This window comes from Pedobacter sp. GW822-FHT03F06 (assembly GCF_058801365.1).
On record NZ_JBXANE010000014.1, the window covers coordinates 21,744 to 43,391 of the forward strand.

Consider the following 21,648-nt stretch of genomic DNA (forward strand, 5'->3'; position numbering starts at 1 on the left):
ATCATCATTTTTTTAAATTTCTTTGTTTGTTTTTTGTGGATTTAGCCGTTGGCACTAGTGGTTTGGCACTAGTACCGTTACCATTTAACTGTTGCATTTTCATGGCCTTAATTTCCTTGTCCTGTTCAATCAGATGCAGCGTGAGTTCTTCGATCTTTTTAAGTAGAATTTTGTTCATCTCCCCAAGTTCAATTCCGTTCTTTTCTGCTTCACTGGCCGAGGGAACTTCAGGCAGGTGTTTATATTTTTTTATGTATGCTTCTAGTTCTGATAGCGAAAGGTTTCTGTAGTGGGGTTCAAAGACATAATCAGGAATCTGTTGCCCGTTAACCTTGATTTCGTTTGCTTTGATGCGGCCATTCACCGTGAGTTTATCCTCGGGATTAAAAGTACCAATCCCAACATTCCCTACAGGATCGATAATCATTTTTACCATGGGCTGTGCGCCGTTAGATGTAGCAAAAAGTAACCTGGCTTTGGCATCATTGGTAGCATCGTCAGTAAGCTGTGCCCCTATGTAAGCCATGCCTTGATTAAATTGTGTATTCCTCGATATCCAGGTGATACTGCCTGCCGAACTTCCACTTAAAGTTGAGTTATTACTGAGGATTAAATGCGACTGGCTATTCATTGCGTTGTTTGAATTGAATATTTCAAAAACCTTATTATTCCCACCATGAAAGTAGCTTTGGGGGGTTGTTATATTCAAACCAAGATTACCAGAAGGAATATCCATCGCTAAAAAGTTGGTTCCAGAACTTGGTCCTCCTAAAAAAATTCTTTTGGTAGAAGTAGCACCGTATGCGGATAGGGCGTTATAACCGCCAACGAAAATGGCCTCCGGATCCCAGCCTGCATAGGTGCCGATAAGCTGATTTACGTAGTCTCCCTGTCGGCTAACCACAATATTATCGTAAGCATCTTTAATGGTAACACTTGTGGTAAGCACAGGTGCCTGCGCCTGCAGTTTTATGGCACTACCTATGGTTAGTAGCGCATATATCAGAACCTTTTTCATTTTTCCTGTGTTTGTTTGGCCAATAGTTGTTTAACCTCTGCCTGTAATGTTAAAAGCATTTCCTGTTGATCCGTTGTATTCTTTTTAAGTATATTAATATCTGCCAGTTGTGCAGCCAAAGCTTTATTCTTTTCAATCAGATGGAGCGTGAGTTCTTCGATCTTTTTGAGCAAAAGTTGGTTCATCTCGCCCAGTTCAATTCCGTTTTTTTCTGCTTCACTGGCCGAGGGAACTTCAGGCAGGTGTTTGTACACTTGTATAAATTTTTCAAGCTCAGGTAAGGGTAGCAGCTCATATTTTGGCGCAAAAACATAATCGGGCATTGCATCAACATCAACCCTGATCGCTCTTGCCCTGATCTTTCCGTTTACTGTTAGCTTCTCGGAGGGTAGATCAGTCCCTATACCTACGTTCCCATCCATCACGTTCAGGTTGCCAACATAAGTATGGGCATTGTCTCTTATCGTATTAAAGATGGTTACTATGGCGCCGTTATCATTCAAGTTGTCGTCACTGATAGAACCGAGTTCCAATGCGCCTGCTAAAAAGTTGCTCACTTTAAAAACCCCCAGATCTGCACCTATTGCCGCTTTTACCCATATTTGGCTTTCTCCTCCAAAATTTAATAGTGCAAACTGCGGTTGCAGCCATGCTGCATAACCCATACTATGATGCTCCTGAATAGAAAAATTCTGAGAATTGATAAACTGGATCCTACCCGATACCAATGAAGGCTTATGTGCTGTGGTATGTTTATAGGTGTACTCAAATTCGCTGTGCAAACCACCAACTTTAGCCACCAGATACCATTTTCCATCGGCAGGTAAACTGAACTGCTGGGCAGATAAGTTCATAGCGCTAAAGAGCACTAAGATTAAAATGTATAAATGTTTCATTTGAGATTTCCTTTAAGTTCGGCTATTTCCTTTTGCTGCCTGGCCAATACTTCGGCCTGCTCGTTCATTTTACGTTCGTGTTCGATCAGGTGCAACGTGAGTTCTTCAATTTTCTTAAGTAGCAGTTTGTTCATTTCGCCAACAGCCATTCCATCGCGTTCGAATTCTTTTGCAGAAGGTACTTCAGGAAGGTGTTTGTTCAAACGGATGTATTTTTCAACTTCGGCGAGTGAAAGTTTATGATAAGTTTCTTCAAATACATAATCGGGTGCGCCCTGGCCATCAACCCGAATTTCGCGGGCTTTGACTGTTCCATTTACCGTTAATTTTTCAGAAGGATTGGAAATATTAATACCAACATTGCCTTTACCATCAATCACGATATCATCCCCATAAAACCAGTTTTGCCCATTGCCATATTTGTCAAAAAGCCGCCGGGTACCCAAAATCATCTTCCCGGCAGCGTTGCTGTTCTGCTGGTTTCCAGCAACAGTAATAATCCTGCCCTGGCCATAGAAATTTGAGCCGTCACTATTTGCAGGGATTACGAATTCTATCTGGGCGCCTTTGTCCGAAAATCTTCCCCCTGTTGCTGCCTGAACGATCAGACCGCTCCCTCCGAAAGTAGGATTAGACCCATTTAGTGCCGTGCCATCATAATTCAAATGAAGTTTCCCTTCAGGAACAGCAGTTCCGATCCCTATTTTTCCATTGCTCGAAACTGAGAGTCCATTATCATAAAAATTATTGCCGAAGTAAGCGACACCAGCTGCCGAGGTAACGAGTGCTGTACCATTATGGTCTTCTCCCGTCACCATTAATTTGCCACCCCATAGATCAAATTTTTGTCTGGGATTAGCAGTGCCCAGTCCCAAAAAACCGTTTGATGTAATACGGGCGACCTCGCGGTTGGCCTGATCAAAGGGGCTGGTATGTAAAGCCAAGCCAACACTCCGGTTAAACCCTAAACCTGGATCTTCACTTACGGCGTAAATCCCAACGCTTTTATCTCCAGATAGTTGACCTACATCATTTCTGCCCCAAAGCTGAATCCCCCACTTGTATCCTGCTCCGTTCATTGACGATGGATCGGAGCCAGTATAAGGCGCCTGAATAAGCAATAAATTGTCGATGGTTGAGCCAGATGCATTGCCGTCAGTAAATGCATCCATTTTTCTAATGTGTAATTTAGCCATTGGAGTGGGCATACCTACTCCCAGATTACCCGCAAAATAGCCCTGTCCATCTGCCCTTACACTAAAAAGGCGGTTGCCAGCTGTTACGCCATCATAATAAAAATTCTGGCTGCCATTTGGATTATCGGTTAAAGCCCTGAAAATGCCAGCCCCATAACCATATGTACTTCCCAATTGATGGCCTGTAAAAAAAGACTGTCCGATAGAGGTTTGAATGTTTAAATTCCCCGAACTGAGTACACCATTACTTTCGGTAAGTATTCTTAACCAGGGTTGTTGAGGATCACCATTGGTTTTCCTCAGATAGAAATTCTGATCAAAAAAACTCCCGGCCATCTGCATGGCATAATTATTAACCTCATTGGAATGTCTTACATCAAGCAAATGCCACCAACTAGCAGCGCCCGAAGGATAATTTGTAGGCGCTACAGTTTCAAAAAAGCCCGAAACTGCACCGGCATTACCTTGTAGGCCCGCGTCATTCCGAACACCAGTCTGCGCCATTGTGCTCTTTACACCAAGTAAAAAGAAAATGATGAGATAGCTTAATCTAATGCTCATTTTTAATTAATTTTTAGCAGTTTTTCTATTTTTTCTAAGCGGTCAGCCTGGCTTTTCAGTTCTTTCTCTTTTTCGATCAGATGTAATGTAAGCTCTTCTACTTTTTTTAATAACAGTTTATTCATCTCACCAACAGCCATTCCATCACGTTCGAATTCTTTTGCAGAAGGTACTTCGGGAAGGTGTTTGTTCAAACGGATGTATTTTTCAACTTCGGCAAGTGAAAGTTTATGATAGGCTTCTTCAAAAACATAATCGGGTGCACCCTGCCCGTCCACACGGATTTCGCGGGCCTTGATTTTTCCTTCAACAGTAAGTTTTTCTGCCGGCATCAATGTACCGATACCCACATTGCCATTTGGCCATATGGTCATCCTGGTTTGTAACCCATCGCCTTCACGCGTATAAAATTTTAAACCGCCTCTGTCAACATGCTGGCCAACGCCGTAATAAGCCTCTACCCTTGCATTTTCTATTCCGAAATCAGAATTGAAAAAACCCAGGCTACCGTAGTCACGGTCTGTTCCTGAAGTATTGGGATTTGGTGTATCTGCCCGGCTGAGGGCAAGATTGACATATGTACGATTATTTTTTGCAGTTATGCTGGCAAGCGTCTCTCCTTGAGAGGGGATCCCAAGAAAATTACGGAGACTAGTAACATCAAACTTTCGGATAAATTCATCGCCAGAGGAGGCAAAAATCCCGGTAAGCGCTGTTGAGCCGACCTCAAGCATGGCCTGAGTCCTGAAATAGTTAGCCTTTATATGGCCTCCATCGTCCCTTCTTGCCATCGTATAGGCATCAGCATCATAAGCGTAGCCTACAAAAGCAGCAGTACCAAGTTCCGAAATCAGGGCCAGACGATCCCAGGGTGTATGTTGCATACCTGTACCCCAATCCCAGTTATTTCTTACCCATACCGCATTATTTGAAGTTTCAAACATCAGCTGGGCATTTCTGGAAGGCTGCCCTAAACTGATTACCTTAAAATTAGAACTGGTTACCGAGCCATGAGGTGTATTGGTAAGTACTCCCCCTGCTGTTTCAAATTCATATAGACCAGCTTCCTGATAGGTATTGAAATCTGTGCTTCCGGTTACATAAGTGCTCAGGGCATAAGGACCAACAAACGTCCTCATCGAAGTAACGGGAGGCGAACTGTCTTTTATATCCCGTAAGGAATGTATATTTATCTTATTCCGGCTTACTGTTTCATTAATGGATCCAGCATCAGCCAAGAAACCACCATACTGTTGTGAAAACACAACAGTCCCATTGCACATCAATAAGATATAAAGCAATATTCCCTCGATTTTCATTAGTTTTTACCTTTTATACTTTTAGCCGCTGTACTTTTTTTCAGTTCATCAATATCCATCTGCTGTTGACGAATCATTTTGTCCTGATCAATTAAATGCAGGGTGAGTTCTTCTATCTTTTTTAGCAGCAGCTTATTCAGCTCACCAACAGCCATTCCATCACGTTCGAATTCTTTTGCAGAAGGTACTTCGGGAAGGTGTTTGTTCGAACGGATGTATTTTTCAACCTCGGCAAGTGAAAGTTTATGATAGGCTTCTTCAAAAACATAATCGGGTGCACCCTGCCCGTCCACGCGGATTTCGCGGGCTTTAACTATGCCATTAACCGAGAGTTTTTCAGTGGGATTGTTTACTCCGATACCTACATTACCCGCGCTGTTCCAAATGCCACCGGGAAACTTGATATTAGGAGCCCCAAACCCGCCATCATAGCCCAGTTCCATGGTTCCATTTCCTACGCGAATAAAATCAACCCTCGACCCAGAATCGTGGAAACCGATAGTAGAATAATCTAAACCATTAAGCAGCATAGTGGTTTTACCGGCCCAATCGCTAATTATCGGAGAGGAATTTTCTAGAATATTCCCAAGGCTCAAATAACCATCTGTATTATGAATAACGCTGTTGCTACCCAAAACCATTGCACCACCATGCACATGTAGCTTCGCGCCTGCATATGCCGTACCGGTTCCTATGCCGATATTTCCATCAGGGCTAATGGAAAGCCCATTAGACAATTGATTGTTGGAATAAAGCGCCAGACCGTTATAAGTAGTAATCAGTGCTGTGCCATTATGGTCATCTCCAGTTATAGAAACCCTGCCTCCCCATATGTCGAGCTTTTCCCGTGGGATTACACTCCCTATGCCGATATAGCCGTTTTGGCTCATCACCATATTGGGCGTATTGCCCATTTGTTTCGATAGAAAACCAAGTGAGCGGGAATTTCCTTCCAACTGGAGCGAAAACTTCTCCTCACCCAAGGCGCCCACATTAAGCCCTGAACCCGATTCATTCTGGGCAAATACAATGGCATTTCTGGCACCCGAACCAAAGCTCCAGGCATCATTGTTATCCTGAAAACGACCTGTAAGCATAAATGTGGTGCGACCATAATCTGCTGAGTTGTTAGTTAGGAGCATGCGGGTGGTAGCATCGAACCAAGAATCTCCCTTTACCTGAAAATGACCTGCTGGATTCAAGGTATTTACCCCTGCCGGCCCACTTGGAAGAAAAGTATTCTGCGCATTTGCCAGATGTGAAAAGGCAACCATTAGCATAAAAACAGAAGCTATATGAGACGGTAATTTCATTTATTAAGGGATTTTAGTGTTTTCTCCAATTCAGCGATCTTTAAACGCTGGGCATCTAATAAGTCTCCCTGTTTTTCATTCAGCTTGTGCTCTTCAATGATATACAAGGTGAGTTCTTCAATTTTTTTAAGTAAAAGTTTATTCATTTCTCCCAGTTCCAATCCATTCTTTTCAGCTTCAATAGCACTCGGTATTTCGGGCAGGTGTTTGTTCTTTTTAATATAACTTTCCAACTCCTCCAACGTTCCAACCTTATAGTCCTCTTCAAAAACATAATCGGGCATATCATGTGCATCAACGCGGATTTCAAGGGCTTTTATTTTGCCATTAACTGCTAATTTTTCTGTTGGATTGAGGGTATTAATACCAACGTTGCCATTGCCCACTATTACAATGTCATCGCCATAAAACCATTCAACAGGTTTACCATTTTTACTAAATGACCTACGCGTTCCCAAAATCATTTTGCCTGTAGCATCGCCATTGTTGCTATTTCCCGCTACTGTAATAATCCTTCCCTGGCCCCAGGGATTACTTCCATCTACGGAAGCAGGCACAACAAATTCTATCTGTGCGCCTCTATCGGCTATTCTGCCACCAGTGTTGGCCTGCACAACCAAGCCAGTACCAGCAAACTGATAGCTATTACCACCATCTGTTGTCGCATAGGCGCCATTGAGGTGTAGTAAACCCAATGGATTAACAGTGCCAATACCTACCTTACCTACGTTGAAATAACTTGGAATGATACTGTTATTGGCAAGCTGGATGACTGGATCTCCGCCACTATTTGCATTTGTAATTCTAATTCCATTACTAAAACGATGAGTGGCCCATCCATCATTCAGGTCAACAATATCCCCGTCATCAGCTAGTTTTATCCCACCTCCTGTTGCATTACCTGTTGATACCATTAAATTCCCCGAAACAGAGAGATCACCGCCCGCTATCTCTAATTTTGATGTTGGGTTGGCTGTACCAATCCCAACAAAGCGGTTATCTGCACGGATATGAAAAATGTCGTTATATTGAACATTGTTATAGTGATTGCTTATAGTAAAGTCATTTCCGGAGTAATCGGTATAGCCCAATGCCCAGTTTCCGTTATAATCTCCACCAGAAGGATCGTTTTTGGCAAGGCGTAATCCTGCCCAGCCATTTGGTTTTACAATCAATAAGCCCTCGCCCCATGCAGCATATTTAGCCAGTATTTTCACGTTATCCTCGAAGATACCGGTACCATTTACATGCAACCTGGCATTGGCATTCATGGTACCAAGCCCAAGGTTACCTGCTCCATCCAAATGAAAACGGGGAATACCCTGCGTAAATAGTTTTATCCCCTGAAATCCTGATAAATAAGCATAGGGAGGAACACCATTTTCTTCGCCATACCAACCTAAACCGTAATGAGATACATCTTTACCTAAGTAATTAAATCGATCAGCAGGATTGTAAGCCACTGCAGGTATATGGACACCTGCCTCAAAGGTTTGAGCAAAGCAAAAACTGTGGATATGGATCAAAAAAATGATTGACAAAAAACTTTTTAGCGGTTTGCCAGAAAAAGTACAGAAACGGGTTTGGTTCATCATTATTTTTATTTTTTCGCTTATATACCATAGTACAACAACTGCAACATCCAACATAAGCAGACTGTGCATTACTACCCATTACATAAGAAAATATTTACTATAGGCCAACTCATTTTTACACGTTTAATGACCGATCTATCCAGTAATTAGTTTGTTTGTGAAGCTTGAGAACTCCAGATCGAAGATGATAGAAAAAAAAGAGATTTTATATAGCTAACCGCTTCCATTACACGTAAGTGGTATTATGATACCACGAATACGATAAAATGTATGATGAAACCTCTTTTTTTGTCAATCGTACGCTACAGATTATTATATTTGAACTTTAAAGTGCTCTCTATATGAAATTTAACTGTATTGCGGTCGATGACGATCCCGCAAACTTAGAACTACTATGTGATTACCTCACAACTCTTGACGATTATGAACTTTTAGAAAGTTTTACCGACCCCATTAAGGCAATGAACCACATTATTTCAGGAGATAATCTTGATATTGTTTTCATGGATATCGAAATGCCAGGCCTTTCGGGAATAGATTTAGCCAAGATTATCCGCAGTAAAACAAGAAACCTGATTTTTACAACAGCCCATTCCAGATACGCACTGGATGCATTTGAAATCGAGGCTGATGCTTTTCTCCTCAAACCTTTCTCTCTAGGCCATTTTGCTACAGTGCTGCATAAATTACAATGTAGACGGATACTTCCTTTCCAAGAAAAGAAAAAAGTTGATGATCAATATTTCTTTATTAAAAGTAAAAATGATAAGTCGAAATTGGTAAAAATAAGGTTTGATGAAATTATAGCAATTGAAAGTATTCAGAATTACATTTCAATATATACTACTCAGAAAACTGTTGTAGCACATATAACCCTTACAAAAATTAAAGAAATACTTAAGAATAACCATTCATTTATTCAGATTCACAGATCTTTTATTATTTCAAGAAACTATTTAGAGGAAATTGAGAACAACCTGGTGCGCATGAAAAACGATCTGTTGCTAACCATTGGCGAGAATTACCGGGACGAACTTATCGGTTTTGTAAAAACGAAAACGATTAAAACCGGACGGAATTAGTAATCAATTATATTATCTGGCAAATAATATGATGGAATAAACAATGGTATAAATTTTACAAAATAAAAAAGATAGGAATAAATTCATAATAGCTACCTATTTGCCCATTTAAACCCGAAAACCCCATCTAGCGCAAGTCTTAGCGCCCCGCCACAAGCAAAGGCCTGACTTGTGCTTTCTTTAAATTAATACATTAATCAAAAAACTTTAAAGCACAAGTCAGCCAGCCCACATTGTCCAAACCACTAAGACTTGCGCTAGCAAGGGCTAGGCGTATTATTTAAGCTTTGGCTCATGCCAATGCCCCACCAACTATAAGCATGTCATCGAAGTCCCTTAGTGGTTAACCATCTTCATTGCCCCTTCACTATAACGCTCGCCAGTGATAGGATATCGCTTGATCAGTTCATCAACCGCTGTAAGATCGTCAACTGTCAGTTCAACTTCAATGGCACCTACATTATCTTCCAGGTATTTTCTTTTTTTCGTGCCCGGAATCGGGATAATATCATCGCCCTGCGCCAGTACCCATGCAAGGGCTAGCTGTGCAGGCGTGCAGCCCTTGGTACCTGCCAGTGCAGCAAATTCAGCAATGAGCCTATTGTTACCTATAATATTTTCTTGCTGGTAACGTGGCAGGGTTCTTCTAAAATCATCCTCAGCCAGGATATTTACATCAAGTGTATTGGTAACCAGCCCCCGAGCCAACGGAGAATAAGGTACAAGTGAAATGCCAAGTTCACGGGTAGTCTGCAATATCCCATTTTCCACATCCCTTGTAAGCAACGAGTACTCACTTTGCAATGCAGCAATCGGATGCTCGGCATGTGCTTTGCGTAAAGAAGAAACAGAAGCCTCGCTAAGTCCAAGATAGCGTACTTTCCCCTCTCTTACCAGATCGGCCATAGCGCCAACGGTTTCTTCAATCGGAATGTTCGGGTCAACCCGATGGGCATAGTAGAGGTCTATGGTATCGATTTTCAATCGTTTCAGGCTCTGTTCAACGGCAACTTTCATCCAGGCGGGAGAACCATCAAAATAGGTTCCCGTTGCGCTGCTGGGGCCGGCAATTCCATCTTTAAAACGGAACCCAAATTTAGTTGCAATAAATACCCTGTTACGGTTAGGTACAAGTACCTTAGAAATGAGCGTTTCATTGGCTCCGTTTGCATACATATCGGCCGTATCCCAAAAATTGATCCCAAGATCAAGTGCTTTTTCAAGTGTCGCTAAGCTTTCTTTGTCGTCTGTAGGCCCATACGCAAAACTCATGCCCATGCAGCCCAAGCCAAGTGCAGACAGTTTCTCGCCGGTTGTCCCTAAATTTCTATATTTCATTTTGATAAGATTTTGTTCCCTCAAATGTAGATAAGAAAGCAAAACCACGACTTATAAGCATCAAACAGATCGTTATAATATTCAAACAGTCTCTCTTAGTCTAGTAGGTGCAGAACCAGTGTGTTTTTTAAAGAACAATGTAAAATAAGAAGGGTATTCAAAGCCCAGGCTGTAGGCAACATCACCGATATTCCAGTCGGTATGCTGCAATAGTGCCTTAGCCTCTTTAACGATCCTGGCAGCGATATGAGCGCTTGTGGTTTTACCGGTAACTTCTTTTACAGAACGGTTAAGGTGATTGATGTGTACGGATAAAGCGTCGGCATAATCGGCAGGGGTTTTCAGTTTGAGTACAAGCGTAGGAGAATCTATTGGAAACTGCCTTTCCAGCAGTTCAAGAAATAAGGCAGAAACCCTTGAAGAGGCATTAGCGTAGGTATTAAAATTTGTGGCCGGATTATTTTTCATCGCCTCATGAATCAGCAGGTGCAAATAGCTACGCAGTACATCGTACTTGTGCGGATAAGTTGAGTTCATCTCTGCCTGCATCTTTTGAAATATGGCCGAAAACTCGCGCAATTGAACTTCATCTGGAAAGAATACCGGATTACAGCCAACCTTAAACAAAGGCGAATCGCGCAGGTTATTTACCCGTTCGCTATGCTGAATGAAATCTTCGGTAAAAAGACAATACCAGCCCGACTGCTGATCTGAGTCTGCTTCCCAGGAATAAGGCACAATAGGGTTTGAAAACAGCAGCGCAGGCCGGTCAATTTGTATCCACTTATCTGCATAATAGATCTTTCCCTTACCAATAATAAGTGAAACCTTATAAAAATCGCGGCGACTGTATGGACTTACTACGGCGCAGCTCTCTCTTGTAAACACGTTTATGTGCCCAATGCCAGCATTATCGAGCGGAACATCTGTGGGCGCATGGCTCGGCAGCCTGTTGTAAAAATCGATAACGGTCTCTGCTTGTTTCATGCTGTAAATTTATAAAAATCAAATAATATACCTTGCATAAAGCAAATTGATTGACTCTCTATCGCCAATTTCATAAGTTCCTAGAACAAACTGCTGATCAGAATTAATTAAGCATTTGTTTTTGATGGAGAGATATCCATAGATTATGTTTTTTCCAATCTATTTATCCAAAGCCTTTACTAAACCAAAAGTATCTTCCAATGGCCTGTAACATCAATCCCTCAACAATATTTATTTCTGTGCGCTCATATAGCGTTTAGCGACGTACATAAGCTGGTTTCTCAGCATTATCAATCATAAATTGCCTTGATAATATTTTAATGGAGTACGGCTGGTTATCGGCATCTTAAATGATAATATTTCCTGTGTAGCTACTCATTGCAATAGACTGCCTGTCATCTGAAATAAATGAAATCCAGGTATGCAGTTCATTGTCTTTTTCAAATGCGGGGATTTCGATTGTCTCCATGCCATCAATTCTTCTTGCGCCACTGAGTTTAAAATAAGTTCGCTGGGCTTTAACATTATAGGCAATTACCATCACCTGATCTGTTTCCCTAATCGAGTTATTAGCTGTATTATTTTCCCAGCTGAAATGAAGGCCCACATCGTCTTTAGCTACGCTGGGTTTTTCTGCACCCAACAAAGTTCCAAAGGTTAGACATACTTTTGCACAATCAATTTCGCCATTTGCATCTAATGCGTTGAGCATATTGTACGACTTGGCTGCATTATGCGCAGTCATCATCCTCAGTTTAGATTCGAGATTGTACCCTACCCTAATGAATGTAATTAAGGGTTTAAGGAAATGCTGCATCCTGGTAAAACCAAACCTGCAACGCTTTTGCTGGGCTGTGCCTTTTTTGTTTTTTACACTGGATTTAGGTAAAGCTTTCATTACCCATTGTCCATTTAGTTGATAGCCTATTACGCTCCCAACTTTCCCGGTGAAACCACCGTTGATTCCTTGTTTAAATATTGCCATAATTTTAAAAATTATGGGATGATTAACACTAAGATAAAAAAAGAATTGTAATCGATATACTATTTCAGCAAATTTAACAGGGATTTAAAACATAGTTAGTTCGGGTATAATTGTCACAACACTGTTTTAAGTCCGAACCAACTCCGAACCAAGCCCGCCCTAACCCTTAGTTTTTCCGAACCGAATATCTATGCTAAAATAATCTTGCAAGTCTAATTTCCTCTTCTCAAACTTAATTGCGTTTATTTCCTTTTCCCATTTTTTTATTCGGGATATCACCTCATATTCTAGCGCAAGTTTTAGCGCCTCTGGCACAAGTAAAAGGCCCAACTTGTGCTTTAGTCAGATCAATATATTAATCTCTTAAGAAAATTTTAAAGCACAAGGCTGCCAACAACACTGCCCTAGCACCTAAGACTTGCGCTCAATGTCATTAAGTTAAGCAACACAGTCGTCAGTCTGTCCAAAGGACTCCTGTGGAGAGCTTAGTAGAAGACTTCTTGAGATCGATAAAACACAACTAAATGCCCTTCGACTACGCTCAGGGTGACAAGCTTTTGCGATTTATCCCTTAACATAATGACATTGGACTTGCGCTAGTGAGGGCCGGTGAGGAATTTTCGGGTTCTCCTCCAAAGGAGTTCCTTTGGAACACTACGGTCGAAATGACGATACTTCCAGACCAATTATCTCACTAAAAATCTACATGATAATCTTTGGAGAACGGTTTTGCTGCCCAGGCTTTTTTTGATGTCCACTCTGCAGAAGGTGCCGCCCAAAACTCATCGCTAGCCGGCAAGCCCAAAGGAAGGAATGATAGTGTAGCCATATACAAACTGCCTGTAGAAGTATAATAATCTGCTATTTCAGGATCATGGCCGCAAAAACCAAGCTGTAACCATCCTTTTGCATCAAAAGTTCCGGGAACATCATATATGTTCTGTTTTACTTTAGTTAAGGCAGAACGCACTTGAGCAGGCTGAATAGTGGCTGGTAACTTATGCATTAAAGCAATTTGGCTTAATGCCTGAAAAGCGCCGGTTCTATAGGTAATTGAACGCCCAATTGGTGGATAGGTTCCTTCAGGAGAAATCATACGCTCTTGTCCTACTACGTAACGCTGCATCCTTTTTACGGCAAGATCGTACCGCTCTTTTTTGATTAACTTTTTATCGAGCATAACAGCCAGCGTATCCACCATCATCGGATGGATTACAAATGAATTGTAATAATCAAAAGCCATGTTTACGCCATCACCGTACCAGCCATCTCCTTTATACCATGCGTTTAAAGTATCTACCCCCTCATTTAAGCGGCTTTCATCGTGTGCTTCGCCAATCGATAATAAAAAGGCTTCGGTAATAGAACCAAATAACAGCCAGTTATTTTTAAAGGGTTTTCTGTTCCTTAACGATTTAAATGAAGCAATAATTTCGCGCTTTGTTTCGGGCTTTAAAGGCTCCCATAAAGCTTTAGGTGCCCTTAAAAAAGTTTGTGCCAGGTAGGCAGAATCAACAATCGGCTGATAATCTTTGGTAAAATTTAGTTTATCAGGACTGTTTGCCGCAAAACAGCTATCTAATCCCCGAATGGCCTGTAATTTCAATGTGTTTCTTAAAACACCTTCGGTTGTGGTATCATCAGGTAACGAAAGCCAGGGTGCAATTCCGGCATAGGTACGGCCAACAGCTTCTAAATACGATACAGCAGGTGTTCTGGAGTCGAATTTCGGTGCCGTAACCACTGGCATATTTTTAATCAGGGTTCCATTGGCCAAATTGGAAACAACGGGGCTGGCAATTTTATACAGTAGTTTATACCAATATTCTCTGTCGTTTTTTGGTTGAGCACCTGTATTTTTATTAACTTTTGTAGCAGATAAAACTTCGTTAGGATTAAACAGCCCAAATACGCCAGTTAATGACAACGCGCCTATAAATTTTCTTCTTTCCATTTTATGTGTGTTATAAATACCAGTTTTTATAGCGCATTAGCGCCTCTAGATAGTAATAATCGGCGTAGCTCAGCGGAACGTCGACTTCTGATTTAAGGGGTAAGGCTCCTGTACTGTGCATCAGTAAAAAGCCGCCGTTTTCACCCAGCTTTGCAGTATACGTATCAGATGAAAGTGAAATGATCATTTTCTTTGCTTCGCTTACATATAATTTTCGCTCGCTTTTTGTTGCATACTGTCCTAATTCTAACAAACCAGAGGCAATAACCGCAGCGGCAGATGCATCGCGGTAAGTATCTGGAATGTTCGGTGCGTTAAAGTCCCAATATGGAATCTGATCGGCAGGCATATTCGGGTGGTTGATGATAAATCTGGCAATGTTTTTTGCCTGATTAAGGTAATGTTTGTTCTTGGTAAAACGGTACATCATGGTATAACCGTATAATCCCCAGCCCTGCCCGCGGCTCCAGGCCGATTCGTCGAACGCGCCCTGGGCTGTACCCCTTTTAAGCACTTTGCCAGTGGTCATATCGTAATCTACTACATGGTAGGAACTATAGTTTGATCTGAAATGGTTTTTAAGCGAAGTATCGGCATGATTGATGGCAATTTTCTTGTATTTCGGATCGCCACCATGATCAGACACCCATGCCAATAACTCCAGATTCATCATATTATCAATAATAACAGGGCCTTTCCATTGTTTACTACTATTCCACGATTGGATTACTTTAGCAGCCGGACGGTAACGTGTGGCAAGTGAAGCAGCGGCAGTATCGATAGTAGGTTTATATCGCGCATTACCAGTAATGCGGTAGGCATTGCCAAAACTACATAACATCATAAAACCTAAATCGTGGTTTCCGGTATAATGCTTCTCTTTCTCGAGTACAGCAAGGCGTTTTTCTGCCTCTTTTAAGGTACCGGAATCTTTGGTATATTCATAAATATAAAGTAGCGAACCCGGATAAAAACCACTGCACCACCATTTGGTATCGCTGGTTTCCAGCTTATTATTTTTTGCGTAATAGGTTTTCGGCATGCGGTCTGCCGGTGTGTTTTTGGCCAGTAACCGATATTGTTTCTGCGCAAATTCAAATTGCCTGTCTAGCAGGTTTTTCATTGCTTTTTTTTCATCAGCTGCCTGTTGTGCGTTAGCCATTACTGCTGCAGCCAGAAAACATACGGCGAACAATAATTTCTTCATAGGTTAGGTAAATTTGTAAAATTCATTTTGCATTAAGCCTTAACACAGGCTTTTGATGTTGGTTGCGGCAAATTTGTGCTTTTACAAGTTTAAAAGAGGTGAAAATCGGAAATGATAGGGTAGAAAATCGGAAATCAACTAGCTTTTTAGGGTTAATTTTACATCAATCCATTTTCCTGACCATGTTTATGCAGTTGACCGTTTCTTTTTGAAAAATAACGCTCAATGGGTGGCTATAGGATTTTTGAAGTTTATAAAAAGACTGTCTCCTATTGGAGAACAGCCTTTCTTACAATTTTTCCAGTCTGTAATCAATGGATTATATTGATTAATAATGGTACTTGATTTCGTTATGTTGACCTTATTGAAAATCAATTGATTTTTAACTCGGCATAGTGTTTAATAAACCAGGTTAATGCGGGATTTTTATTCGATTCCTTATAAGCTAATACCACTTCGGTATTAACCGGAATAGCATCAAATTCAATAAAAGATACTTTCAGCTGTGCATATTGTTTTTTTAACGACAAGGGCAGAATAGATACCCCCAGGCCTGCTTCTACCAGCTGTAATATAGAGTGTACATTGTTGGCCTCGTGGGTAATATCTGGACTAAAGCCCATCCGCTGGCAAATTTCCATCAGTTTCTGGTTATACTGAGGCGCAAAATCTTTATTAAAGAATATAAACGGACTTTTCTTCAAAAAATCGGCAAGTCCGTTCCTGGCATCAATTTTTTGGTCGGTTAAAGGAATAACCACCACAAAAGGATCAAAAAACAAAGATTCTACTTTCAATTTTTCTGATAAAACCGGGGCTCTTAAAATCCCCACATCTAAACCACCATGTTCTAATTCTTTAATTTGAGCAAGTGTAGGTACTTCAAACAAACTCGTCTTCAGATAAGGGAATTCCTGGTGCATTAATTTTAAAATTTCTGCCAGGTGCGATTGGTAAACAGAGCTGATGTAGCCAATCTTTAATTCGCCGCTAACGCCTTCATGAATTTTACGGACCACTTCTTTACTTTCTTCCAGTTTGGCAAACATGGCATCTACTTCAGCCTTAAAGTACTTTCCGGCATTTGTTAATGCAACCCGCTTATTACTCCTAACAAACAATTGTACTTCGAGTTCTTCTTCCAGTTCTTTAACCTGCCTGCTCAGCGGGGGCTGCGAAATGAAAAGTTTTGCTGCAGCTTTAGTAAAATGAAGTTCTTCTGCAACAGTTTTAAAATACAACAAATGTCTGAGTTCCATATTTATAATACTTAATAGGTATCGTGATATGCTAAAATTGATATTTTACAAATATGATTAACAGCACTAACTTTACAAAAAAATTAAAGCAATGAATAAAGATTATTCGCATAAGGCAACAAATGAAGAAATTAAAACAAGGTTTGATAACGATGTAGAACGTTTCTCTAACTTAGAGAGCGGACAGCAAACCACCATCGATGCGCCACTTACTATGGAGTTATGTACCGGAGCAGCCAGATACATTAATCCAAATGCGAAAGAACTGTTGGATATTGGATGTGGTGCGGGCAATTACACCTTAAAAATGCTCAGTAAAATTCCAAACCTTAACTGTACACTTAACGATTTAAGTTTACCGATGCTAGCGCGTGCAACTGATAGGGTATCGGCACAAACCACGGGAACAGTAACTGCTATACAGGACGATATGCGGAACCTTAATTTACCTGATCATCATTTCGATATTATACTTGCTGCGGCAACATTTCATCATTTGCGCACCGATGCCGATTGGGAACTTGTTTTTACTAAAGTTTACCGGGCTTTAAAACCTGGTGGCAGTATCTGGATTTCAGACCTCATTGCACACGATTCTGTATTGATCGATAACCTTTTTCAAGATCAGTACGGAGCCTACCTGGAAACACTTGGCGGTGCAGCATATAAGCAAAAGGTATTTGATTATATTGAATATGAAGATACCCCTCGTTCTTTAAACTATCAACTTGCTTTATTGCAAAAAGTTGGGTTTAGCGTTACCGAAATTCTGCATAAAAATTCTTATTTCGCAGCTTTTGGCGCGATAAAATAAAACGATTAATGCCAGGTGATATTACAACTATGACCTGGTTTAATCTTCTCCTACACTTAAATTAGGCGGATAAACGATTATATTTTCACCAAAAAAAATAGTCTTAAGTTTATTTGGAAGTGATTTATTTGCCCGCCTGCAGAATTACTCATAGCTAGGCTTAAAACCTTTGCTTAATGCTATTAATTCGTCTTTGTTGATCAGGTTCGGATTTTCGGCCTGTCGCTTTAAAAAGTTAACCGGAACTTTTACGGTACCGTTTGTAGTACGCAATATGCAAACTTCTTCATTTGCAGTTGAGGATACATAATGCCCGATTTCCGATTCAATTTCAGATAAACGGATCAGCAGTTCGTAATAGATATAGAGCGGAAAATTCACAGCGCAAAGTTAACATTATAAAAGCCAATGTTTAATTATTGTTATGTTAAGGTTAACCGATCCTGTAATAATAATTTAATAAACGAAACCATTCCTTTTAAGGCTATATGCGATAGATAAACGCGCTTTAAAAATTAATCACGGCTTAACAATAGTAGCTTTAAGTTTGCTCTAAAATTAGGAAAGGCAATGACAAACCCCATAACCCATTTAAAAAGAACAACTTATTACAGCATTTATCTTGTCATGCTATTTTTAGCCATTCTGCCATCTTGTAAAAAGGGCAGTAAAAAGCCCGATTATCCAATTGGAAGCAATGAGAACATCAACACCTGGATACTCGATAGCCTTAAACGCTACTACTATTGGAATGAGCAATTGCCTGCTGATCCTAATCTCAGTTTATCACCAAAAGATTTTTTTAACTCCATCCGCAATTCATCCGATCGCTTCTCCTATATCAGTATCCCTAACGACCCCACCACAACGACTCCAAGTAATAGAAATTTTGGTTTTGATTATGCAATGGTAAGCGACCAAAACAGCACTAAGGTTATCGGGATCATTAAAGTTGTACTAAAAGATTCTCCAGCTTCAAGGGCTGGTTTAAAACGTGGAGATTATATCAGTAAAATTAATGGCAAAACCTTAACCGCTGGTAATGCACAAGCTTTACAAACCGAAATATTAAACAGCGACCGCTTTTCATTAGGTTTAGCCGAGCTGAATAACAATACCTGGACAGATACGCGCAGTGTTGAATTAAATAAAGGTATCATACTAGACCAACGGGAAATTAGTAAGGTTATAGAAAGTGATGGAAAAAAAATTGGTTACCTCTATTTCCTGGATTTTAATGGCGGTTTGGCCAGCTCGCTCACCCCTATTTTCAGTAATTTTAAAACAGCAGGTGTATCCGAACTTATCCTCGATCTCCGTTATAACGCGGGTGGCCAGGTAGCAGAAGCAGCTGGCTTGTGTGCCATGATTGCCAAAAATGTATCGTTCGATAAACCTTTCATTACCTACAGGGGCAATAAAAATGGCGGGGCCAAAACAGAATCTATCGGTACTGCGGCTACTTTCGATGGTACCGTAAATTTCAATACCCTCTTGCAACAAAACCTTGGCCTAAGCCGGGTTTATATTTTATCAACAGCCGCCACAGCATCTGCATCAGAAGTCATGATCAATAACCTTAAGCCTTTTATCCAGGTGGTGGTAATCGGCGAAAAAACAAGGGGAAAGGATGAAGCATCGTTCAGGATATTTGATGCCCGAAGTCCGAAACAGGTGAACTGGGAAATGCACCCGATTGTTTATAAACTTTTTAATGCACAGGGCATCGGCGGCTATAGTACCGGAATCAACCCTGATATCGCAATCAATGAACTGAGTATTTTGCCCTTGCTTCAACTGGGTGATGCTGCAGATCCGATGGTAAAAGCAGCAATTGCTGCGATAACAGGCAAAGCCATCAAAACTTCGGTTGCCATAAATAAAGTGGTTTCCGAAACCTTTCGGGCAGATCGTATTTTAATGGATTCGGGGGCAGAATCTGCCCAAAAGAGTACCGTAACTACGCACCGACTAAGGTGATAGAAAAGGTTTTCATTGTGTTAACATTAACTTTAAACGCGACCACTAACTTGCCTCCCATAACCGCTACTTATGGAACAGTTGGAAGATTTTAAAAACGCAAAACTCCTGAATGCAGTAAAAACTGGCAATTCAGCTGCTTTTAATGAAATTTACCATCAGTACCGCAAAAAAATATACGGTTATGCTTACCATTTTACACGAGACAAAGAAGAAGCTGAAGAACTAACACAGGATGTTTTTGTGAGGCTTTGGGAAAACAGATCGAAGATCGATCCGGAAAAGAATTTTGATGCCTTTCTTTATACGCTTATCCGAAATAATTTCCTCTCTACACTTCGTAAAAAAGCCAAAGAAAAAGCCTATAGCAATGAAAACCTGAAGCATGAGCAATCTTTTAATGCCATAGAAGACGAACTTAATGCCAAAGAAACTAAACAGATTGCACAGGAAGCGATAGAAAGTCTTTCTCCGCAGGTAAAAAAAATATACCTGATGAGCAGAAATGATCACCATACACATGAGGAAATATCGCAGTTGATGGGCATCTCCAAAAACACGGTAAACAATCACCTCAAAAAATCGCTTGGAATTATGCGGAAATACTTTAGAACGTACGCTCCAGAAACAATCTTATCTTTACTGGTATTGTTTTGTTAATGGGTGGCGTGGCGCCTTAAGAAAAATGCCCTGTCCCATTATCCATTTTCTATCTTCCGTCGTTTCACCATTAAGAAATTAAGGACATTAAGATTTTTATAGCGCCTCCCCAAGACGCGTCCTCCTGAGCTTGTTTTATTAGCTGTGCTTATTAATTTTTAGGCTAATAGCTACTTCGTGGTCAGGATCTATCTTGCAAGTAAGACCCTGAAATAAATTCAGGGTGACGAATCAAGAATTAGTTACTGCAAGATCATTGGTTACTATTCCGACACAGTACAACACACTACTAAACAGAACTTTACGATTTATACTAAAAAAAATATTTTTCTGCATAGCTGTATCCAGGGTTTCGTGCATATATCCAGTAGTGCGCAGCATAAAAGCTTAAAAACATTAAAGTGAAAGAAAACATTAAAATATTATTTGAACAATATTTGGCAGGTAAAACCGATCCGGAGCAAGAAAAAATCCTGATGGCGTACCTGGCCGACCCAGCGAACGCCGATAGTGAATTTCATGGCGTAATGGAAAGGGTCTGGACAAAACAAACAAATGAAACCGATTACTCATTAACCGCTGTTCAGGGACTAGCCCAGATATGGGATAAAGTTGAAGAACGCCAGCCAAAAAGCAGATCACTCTTCCCGCTATTAAAATATGCCGCTGCAATTGTGGTCATCATTTCTGCATCACTTGGGTGGTATACTTATAAGAAAACACAACAACCTTCACAAACGGCCATTGCTTTTTTAAGTAAAACCACTCAAAAAGGTGAAAAAGTGAAGTTGATTTTACCTGATAGTTCTATCGTATACCTTGGTGCCGGAAGTAAGCTTACCTGGCCATCGCACTTTGTGAAAGGCAGTTTAAGAAATATACAGCTCGATGGAGAAGCTTTTTTTGAAGTAAAACGCGATACCACCAGTCCTTTTATTGTACACAGCGGGCAAATGCAGACACAGGTTTTGGGAACCTCGTTTAATATCTATGCTTACCCGAAAGATGGAACCTTTAGTGTTGCCGTGCGAACTGGTAAAGTAAAAGTTTCGGAGAACAGCCAGGGTAAACTAAAAGAACTTTCGCTACTTACTCCTGGCATGAAAATATTGTATCATTTAAAGGAGCATAATTATACGGTACGCACTGAACGGGTAACAGAAGTAAATGCCTGGATCAAAAACAGCTTCGCTTTTAAAGATGTAACGCTGTCAAATATGCTCAAATCATTGGAAAGATATTACAATGTACACATTGAGCTAAAGCGCAATAAACTTAATCAATGCAGGTTTAACGCCACTTTTTCGAACAAAAGCATCACCAATGTAATGGAAGAGCTCCATGTGATGAGTGGGAAACACCTAAAATACAAAATAGATGCAGGTACTAAAAAAATTACCGTATGGGGGGAGGGCTGCCAATGATAGGTTAGCTTATACTTAATGGCGCAGTATACAGGCGCAACATTACCGGATTTATACCTA

At 40.7% G+C, this 21,648-nt stretch carries 18 protein-coding genes; 5 read left to right on the forward strand and 13 right to left on the reverse strand.

The features are described 5' to 3' along the window. Positions 1 to 4: 4 nt before the first annotated feature. From AC1RJ8_RS21220 to AC1RJ8_RS21245, 6 genes are read right to left on the reverse strand one after another with little or no spacing between them, the layout of a single operon-like run. Positions 5 to 1,018, reverse strand: coding sequence for a hypothetical protein (locus AC1RJ8_RS21220; RefSeq protein ID WP_492955538.1), 1,014 nt, complete (start codon positions 1,016 to 1,018; stop codon positions 5 to 7). Continuing rightward, positions 1,015 to 1,914 carry a hypothetical protein gene (locus AC1RJ8_RS21225; protein ID WP_492955539.1) on the reverse strand — a complete coding sequence of 300 codons (900 nt, stop codon included), beginning with the start codon at positions 1,912 to 1,914 and terminating at the stop codon, positions 1,015 to 1,017. The genes AC1RJ8_RS21220 and AC1RJ8_RS21225 overlap by 4 nt, the downstream gene beginning before the upstream one ends. Further along, on the reverse strand, positions 1,911 to 3,671 hold the full coding sequence (locus AC1RJ8_RS21230; protein ID WP_492955540.1) for a hypothetical protein: 1,761 nt from the start codon (positions 3,669 to 3,671) through the stop codon (positions 1,911 to 1,913). Before AC1RJ8_RS21230 ends, AC1RJ8_RS21225 begins: the two co-directional genes overlap by 4 nt. Positions 3,672 to 3,673: 2 nt before the next feature. Further along, positions 3,674 to 4,990: a hypothetical protein gene (locus AC1RJ8_RS21235; RefSeq protein ID WP_492955541.1), complete on the reverse strand. Its 1,317-nt coding sequence runs from the start codon at positions 4,988 to 4,990 to the stop codon at positions 3,674 to 3,676. Continuing rightward, positions 4,990 to 6,303, reverse strand: coding sequence for a hypothetical protein (locus tag AC1RJ8_RS21240; RefSeq protein ID WP_492955542.1), 1,314 nt, complete (start codon positions 6,301 to 6,303; stop codon positions 4,990 to 4,992). The genes AC1RJ8_RS21235 and AC1RJ8_RS21240 overlap by 1 nt, the downstream gene beginning before the upstream one ends. After that, a complete protein-coding gene (locus AC1RJ8_RS21245; protein ID WP_492955543.1) occupies positions 6,300 to 7,898 on the reverse strand; it encodes a hypothetical protein in 1,599 nt (532 codons plus the stop codon). Before AC1RJ8_RS21245 ends, AC1RJ8_RS21240 begins: the two co-directional genes overlap by 4 nt. A 341-nt stretch (positions 7,899 to 8,239) precedes the next feature. Between AC1RJ8_RS21245 and AC1RJ8_RS21250 the strand changes: the two genes are divergently transcribed. After that, entirely contained in the window at positions 8,240 to 8,980 is a 741-nt protein-coding gene (locus AC1RJ8_RS21250; RefSeq protein WP_492955544.1) for a LytR/AlgR family response regulator transcription factor, read from the forward strand. A gap of 336 nt (positions 8,981 to 9,316) precedes the next feature. Here the strand turns inward: AC1RJ8_RS21250 and AC1RJ8_RS21255 are convergent, their stop codons facing one another. The 6 genes from AC1RJ8_RS21255 to AC1RJ8_RS21280 all read right to left on the reverse strand — a co-directional run bounded on the left by AC1RJ8_RS21255 (position 9,317) and on the right by AC1RJ8_RS21280 (position 16,710). Next, entirely contained in the window at positions 9,317 to 10,318 is a 1,002-nt protein-coding gene (locus AC1RJ8_RS21255) for an aldo/keto reductase (RefSeq protein WP_492955545.1), read from the reverse strand. Between the two features lie 81 nt (positions 10,319 to 10,399). Continuing rightward, positions 10,400 to 11,305, reverse strand: coding sequence for a helix-turn-helix domain-containing protein (locus AC1RJ8_RS21260; protein WP_492955546.1), 906 nt, complete (start codon positions 11,303 to 11,305; stop codon positions 10,400 to 10,402). 346 nt (positions 11,306 to 11,651) lie between these two features. Further along, positions 11,652 to 12,290 (reverse strand): DUF6266 family protein, encoded by a 639-nt coding sequence (locus tag AC1RJ8_RS21265; RefSeq protein WP_492955547.1) that lies wholly within the window; start codon positions 12,288 to 12,290, stop codon positions 11,652 to 11,654. Positions 12,291 to 12,984: 694 nt separating this feature from the next. Further along, a complete protein-coding gene (locus AC1RJ8_RS21270; protein WP_492955548.1) occupies positions 12,985 to 14,244 on the reverse strand; it encodes a DUF2264 domain-containing protein in 1,260 nt (419 codons plus the stop codon). A 10-nt stretch (positions 14,245 to 14,254) separates the two neighbouring features. Beyond that, the gene (locus AC1RJ8_RS21275; protein WP_492955549.1) at positions 14,255 to 15,451 is read right to left on the reverse strand and encodes a glycoside hydrolase family 88 protein; all 1,197 of its coding nucleotides are present in this window, start codon (positions 15,449 to 15,451) and stop codon (positions 14,255 to 14,257) included. 371 nt (positions 15,452 to 15,822) lie between these two features. Further along, positions 15,823 to 16,710 carry a LysR family transcriptional regulator gene (locus AC1RJ8_RS21280; protein ID WP_492955550.1) on the reverse strand — a complete coding sequence of 296 codons (888 nt, stop codon included), beginning with the start codon at positions 16,708 to 16,710 and terminating at the stop codon, positions 15,823 to 15,825. Between the two features lie 91 nt (positions 16,711 to 16,801). Between AC1RJ8_RS21280 and AC1RJ8_RS21285 the strand changes: the two genes are divergently transcribed. Then, complete coding sequence (locus tag AC1RJ8_RS21285; protein ID WP_492955551.1) at positions 16,802 to 17,524, forward strand: class I SAM-dependent methyltransferase; 723 nt, start codon at positions 16,802 to 16,804, stop codon at positions 17,522 to 17,524. 144 nt (positions 17,525 to 17,668) lie between these two features. On the opposite strand, the gene AC1RJ8_RS21290 is transcribed toward AC1RJ8_RS21285, so the two are convergent. Then, positions 17,669 to 17,905, reverse strand: a complete 237-nt coding sequence (locus tag AC1RJ8_RS21290; protein ID WP_492955552.1) for a hypothetical protein — start codon at positions 17,903 to 17,905, stop codon at positions 17,669 to 17,671. Between the two features lie 189 nt (positions 17,906 to 18,094). Between AC1RJ8_RS21290 and AC1RJ8_RS21295 the strand changes: the two genes are divergently transcribed. The 3 genes from AC1RJ8_RS21295 (at position 18,095) to AC1RJ8_RS21305 (ending at position 21,588) form a co-directional block, all read left to right on the forward strand. After that, on the forward strand, positions 18,095 to 19,504 hold the full coding sequence (locus AC1RJ8_RS21295; protein WP_492955553.1) for a S41 family peptidase: 1,410 nt from the start codon (positions 18,095 to 18,097) through the stop codon (positions 19,502 to 19,504). Between the two features lie 72 nt (positions 19,505 to 19,576). Continuing rightward, positions 19,577 to 20,164 (forward strand): RNA polymerase sigma-70 factor, encoded by a 588-nt coding sequence (locus tag AC1RJ8_RS21300; protein WP_492955554.1) that lies wholly within the window; start codon positions 19,577 to 19,579, stop codon positions 20,162 to 20,164. Between the two features lie 401 nt (positions 20,165 to 20,565). Next, the gene (locus AC1RJ8_RS21305) at positions 20,566 to 21,588 is read left to right on the forward strand and encodes a FecR family protein (RefSeq protein WP_492955555.1); all 1,023 of its coding nucleotides are present in this window, start codon (positions 20,566 to 20,568) and stop codon (positions 21,586 to 21,588) included. Positions 21,589 to 21,648: the final 60 nt, after the last annotated feature.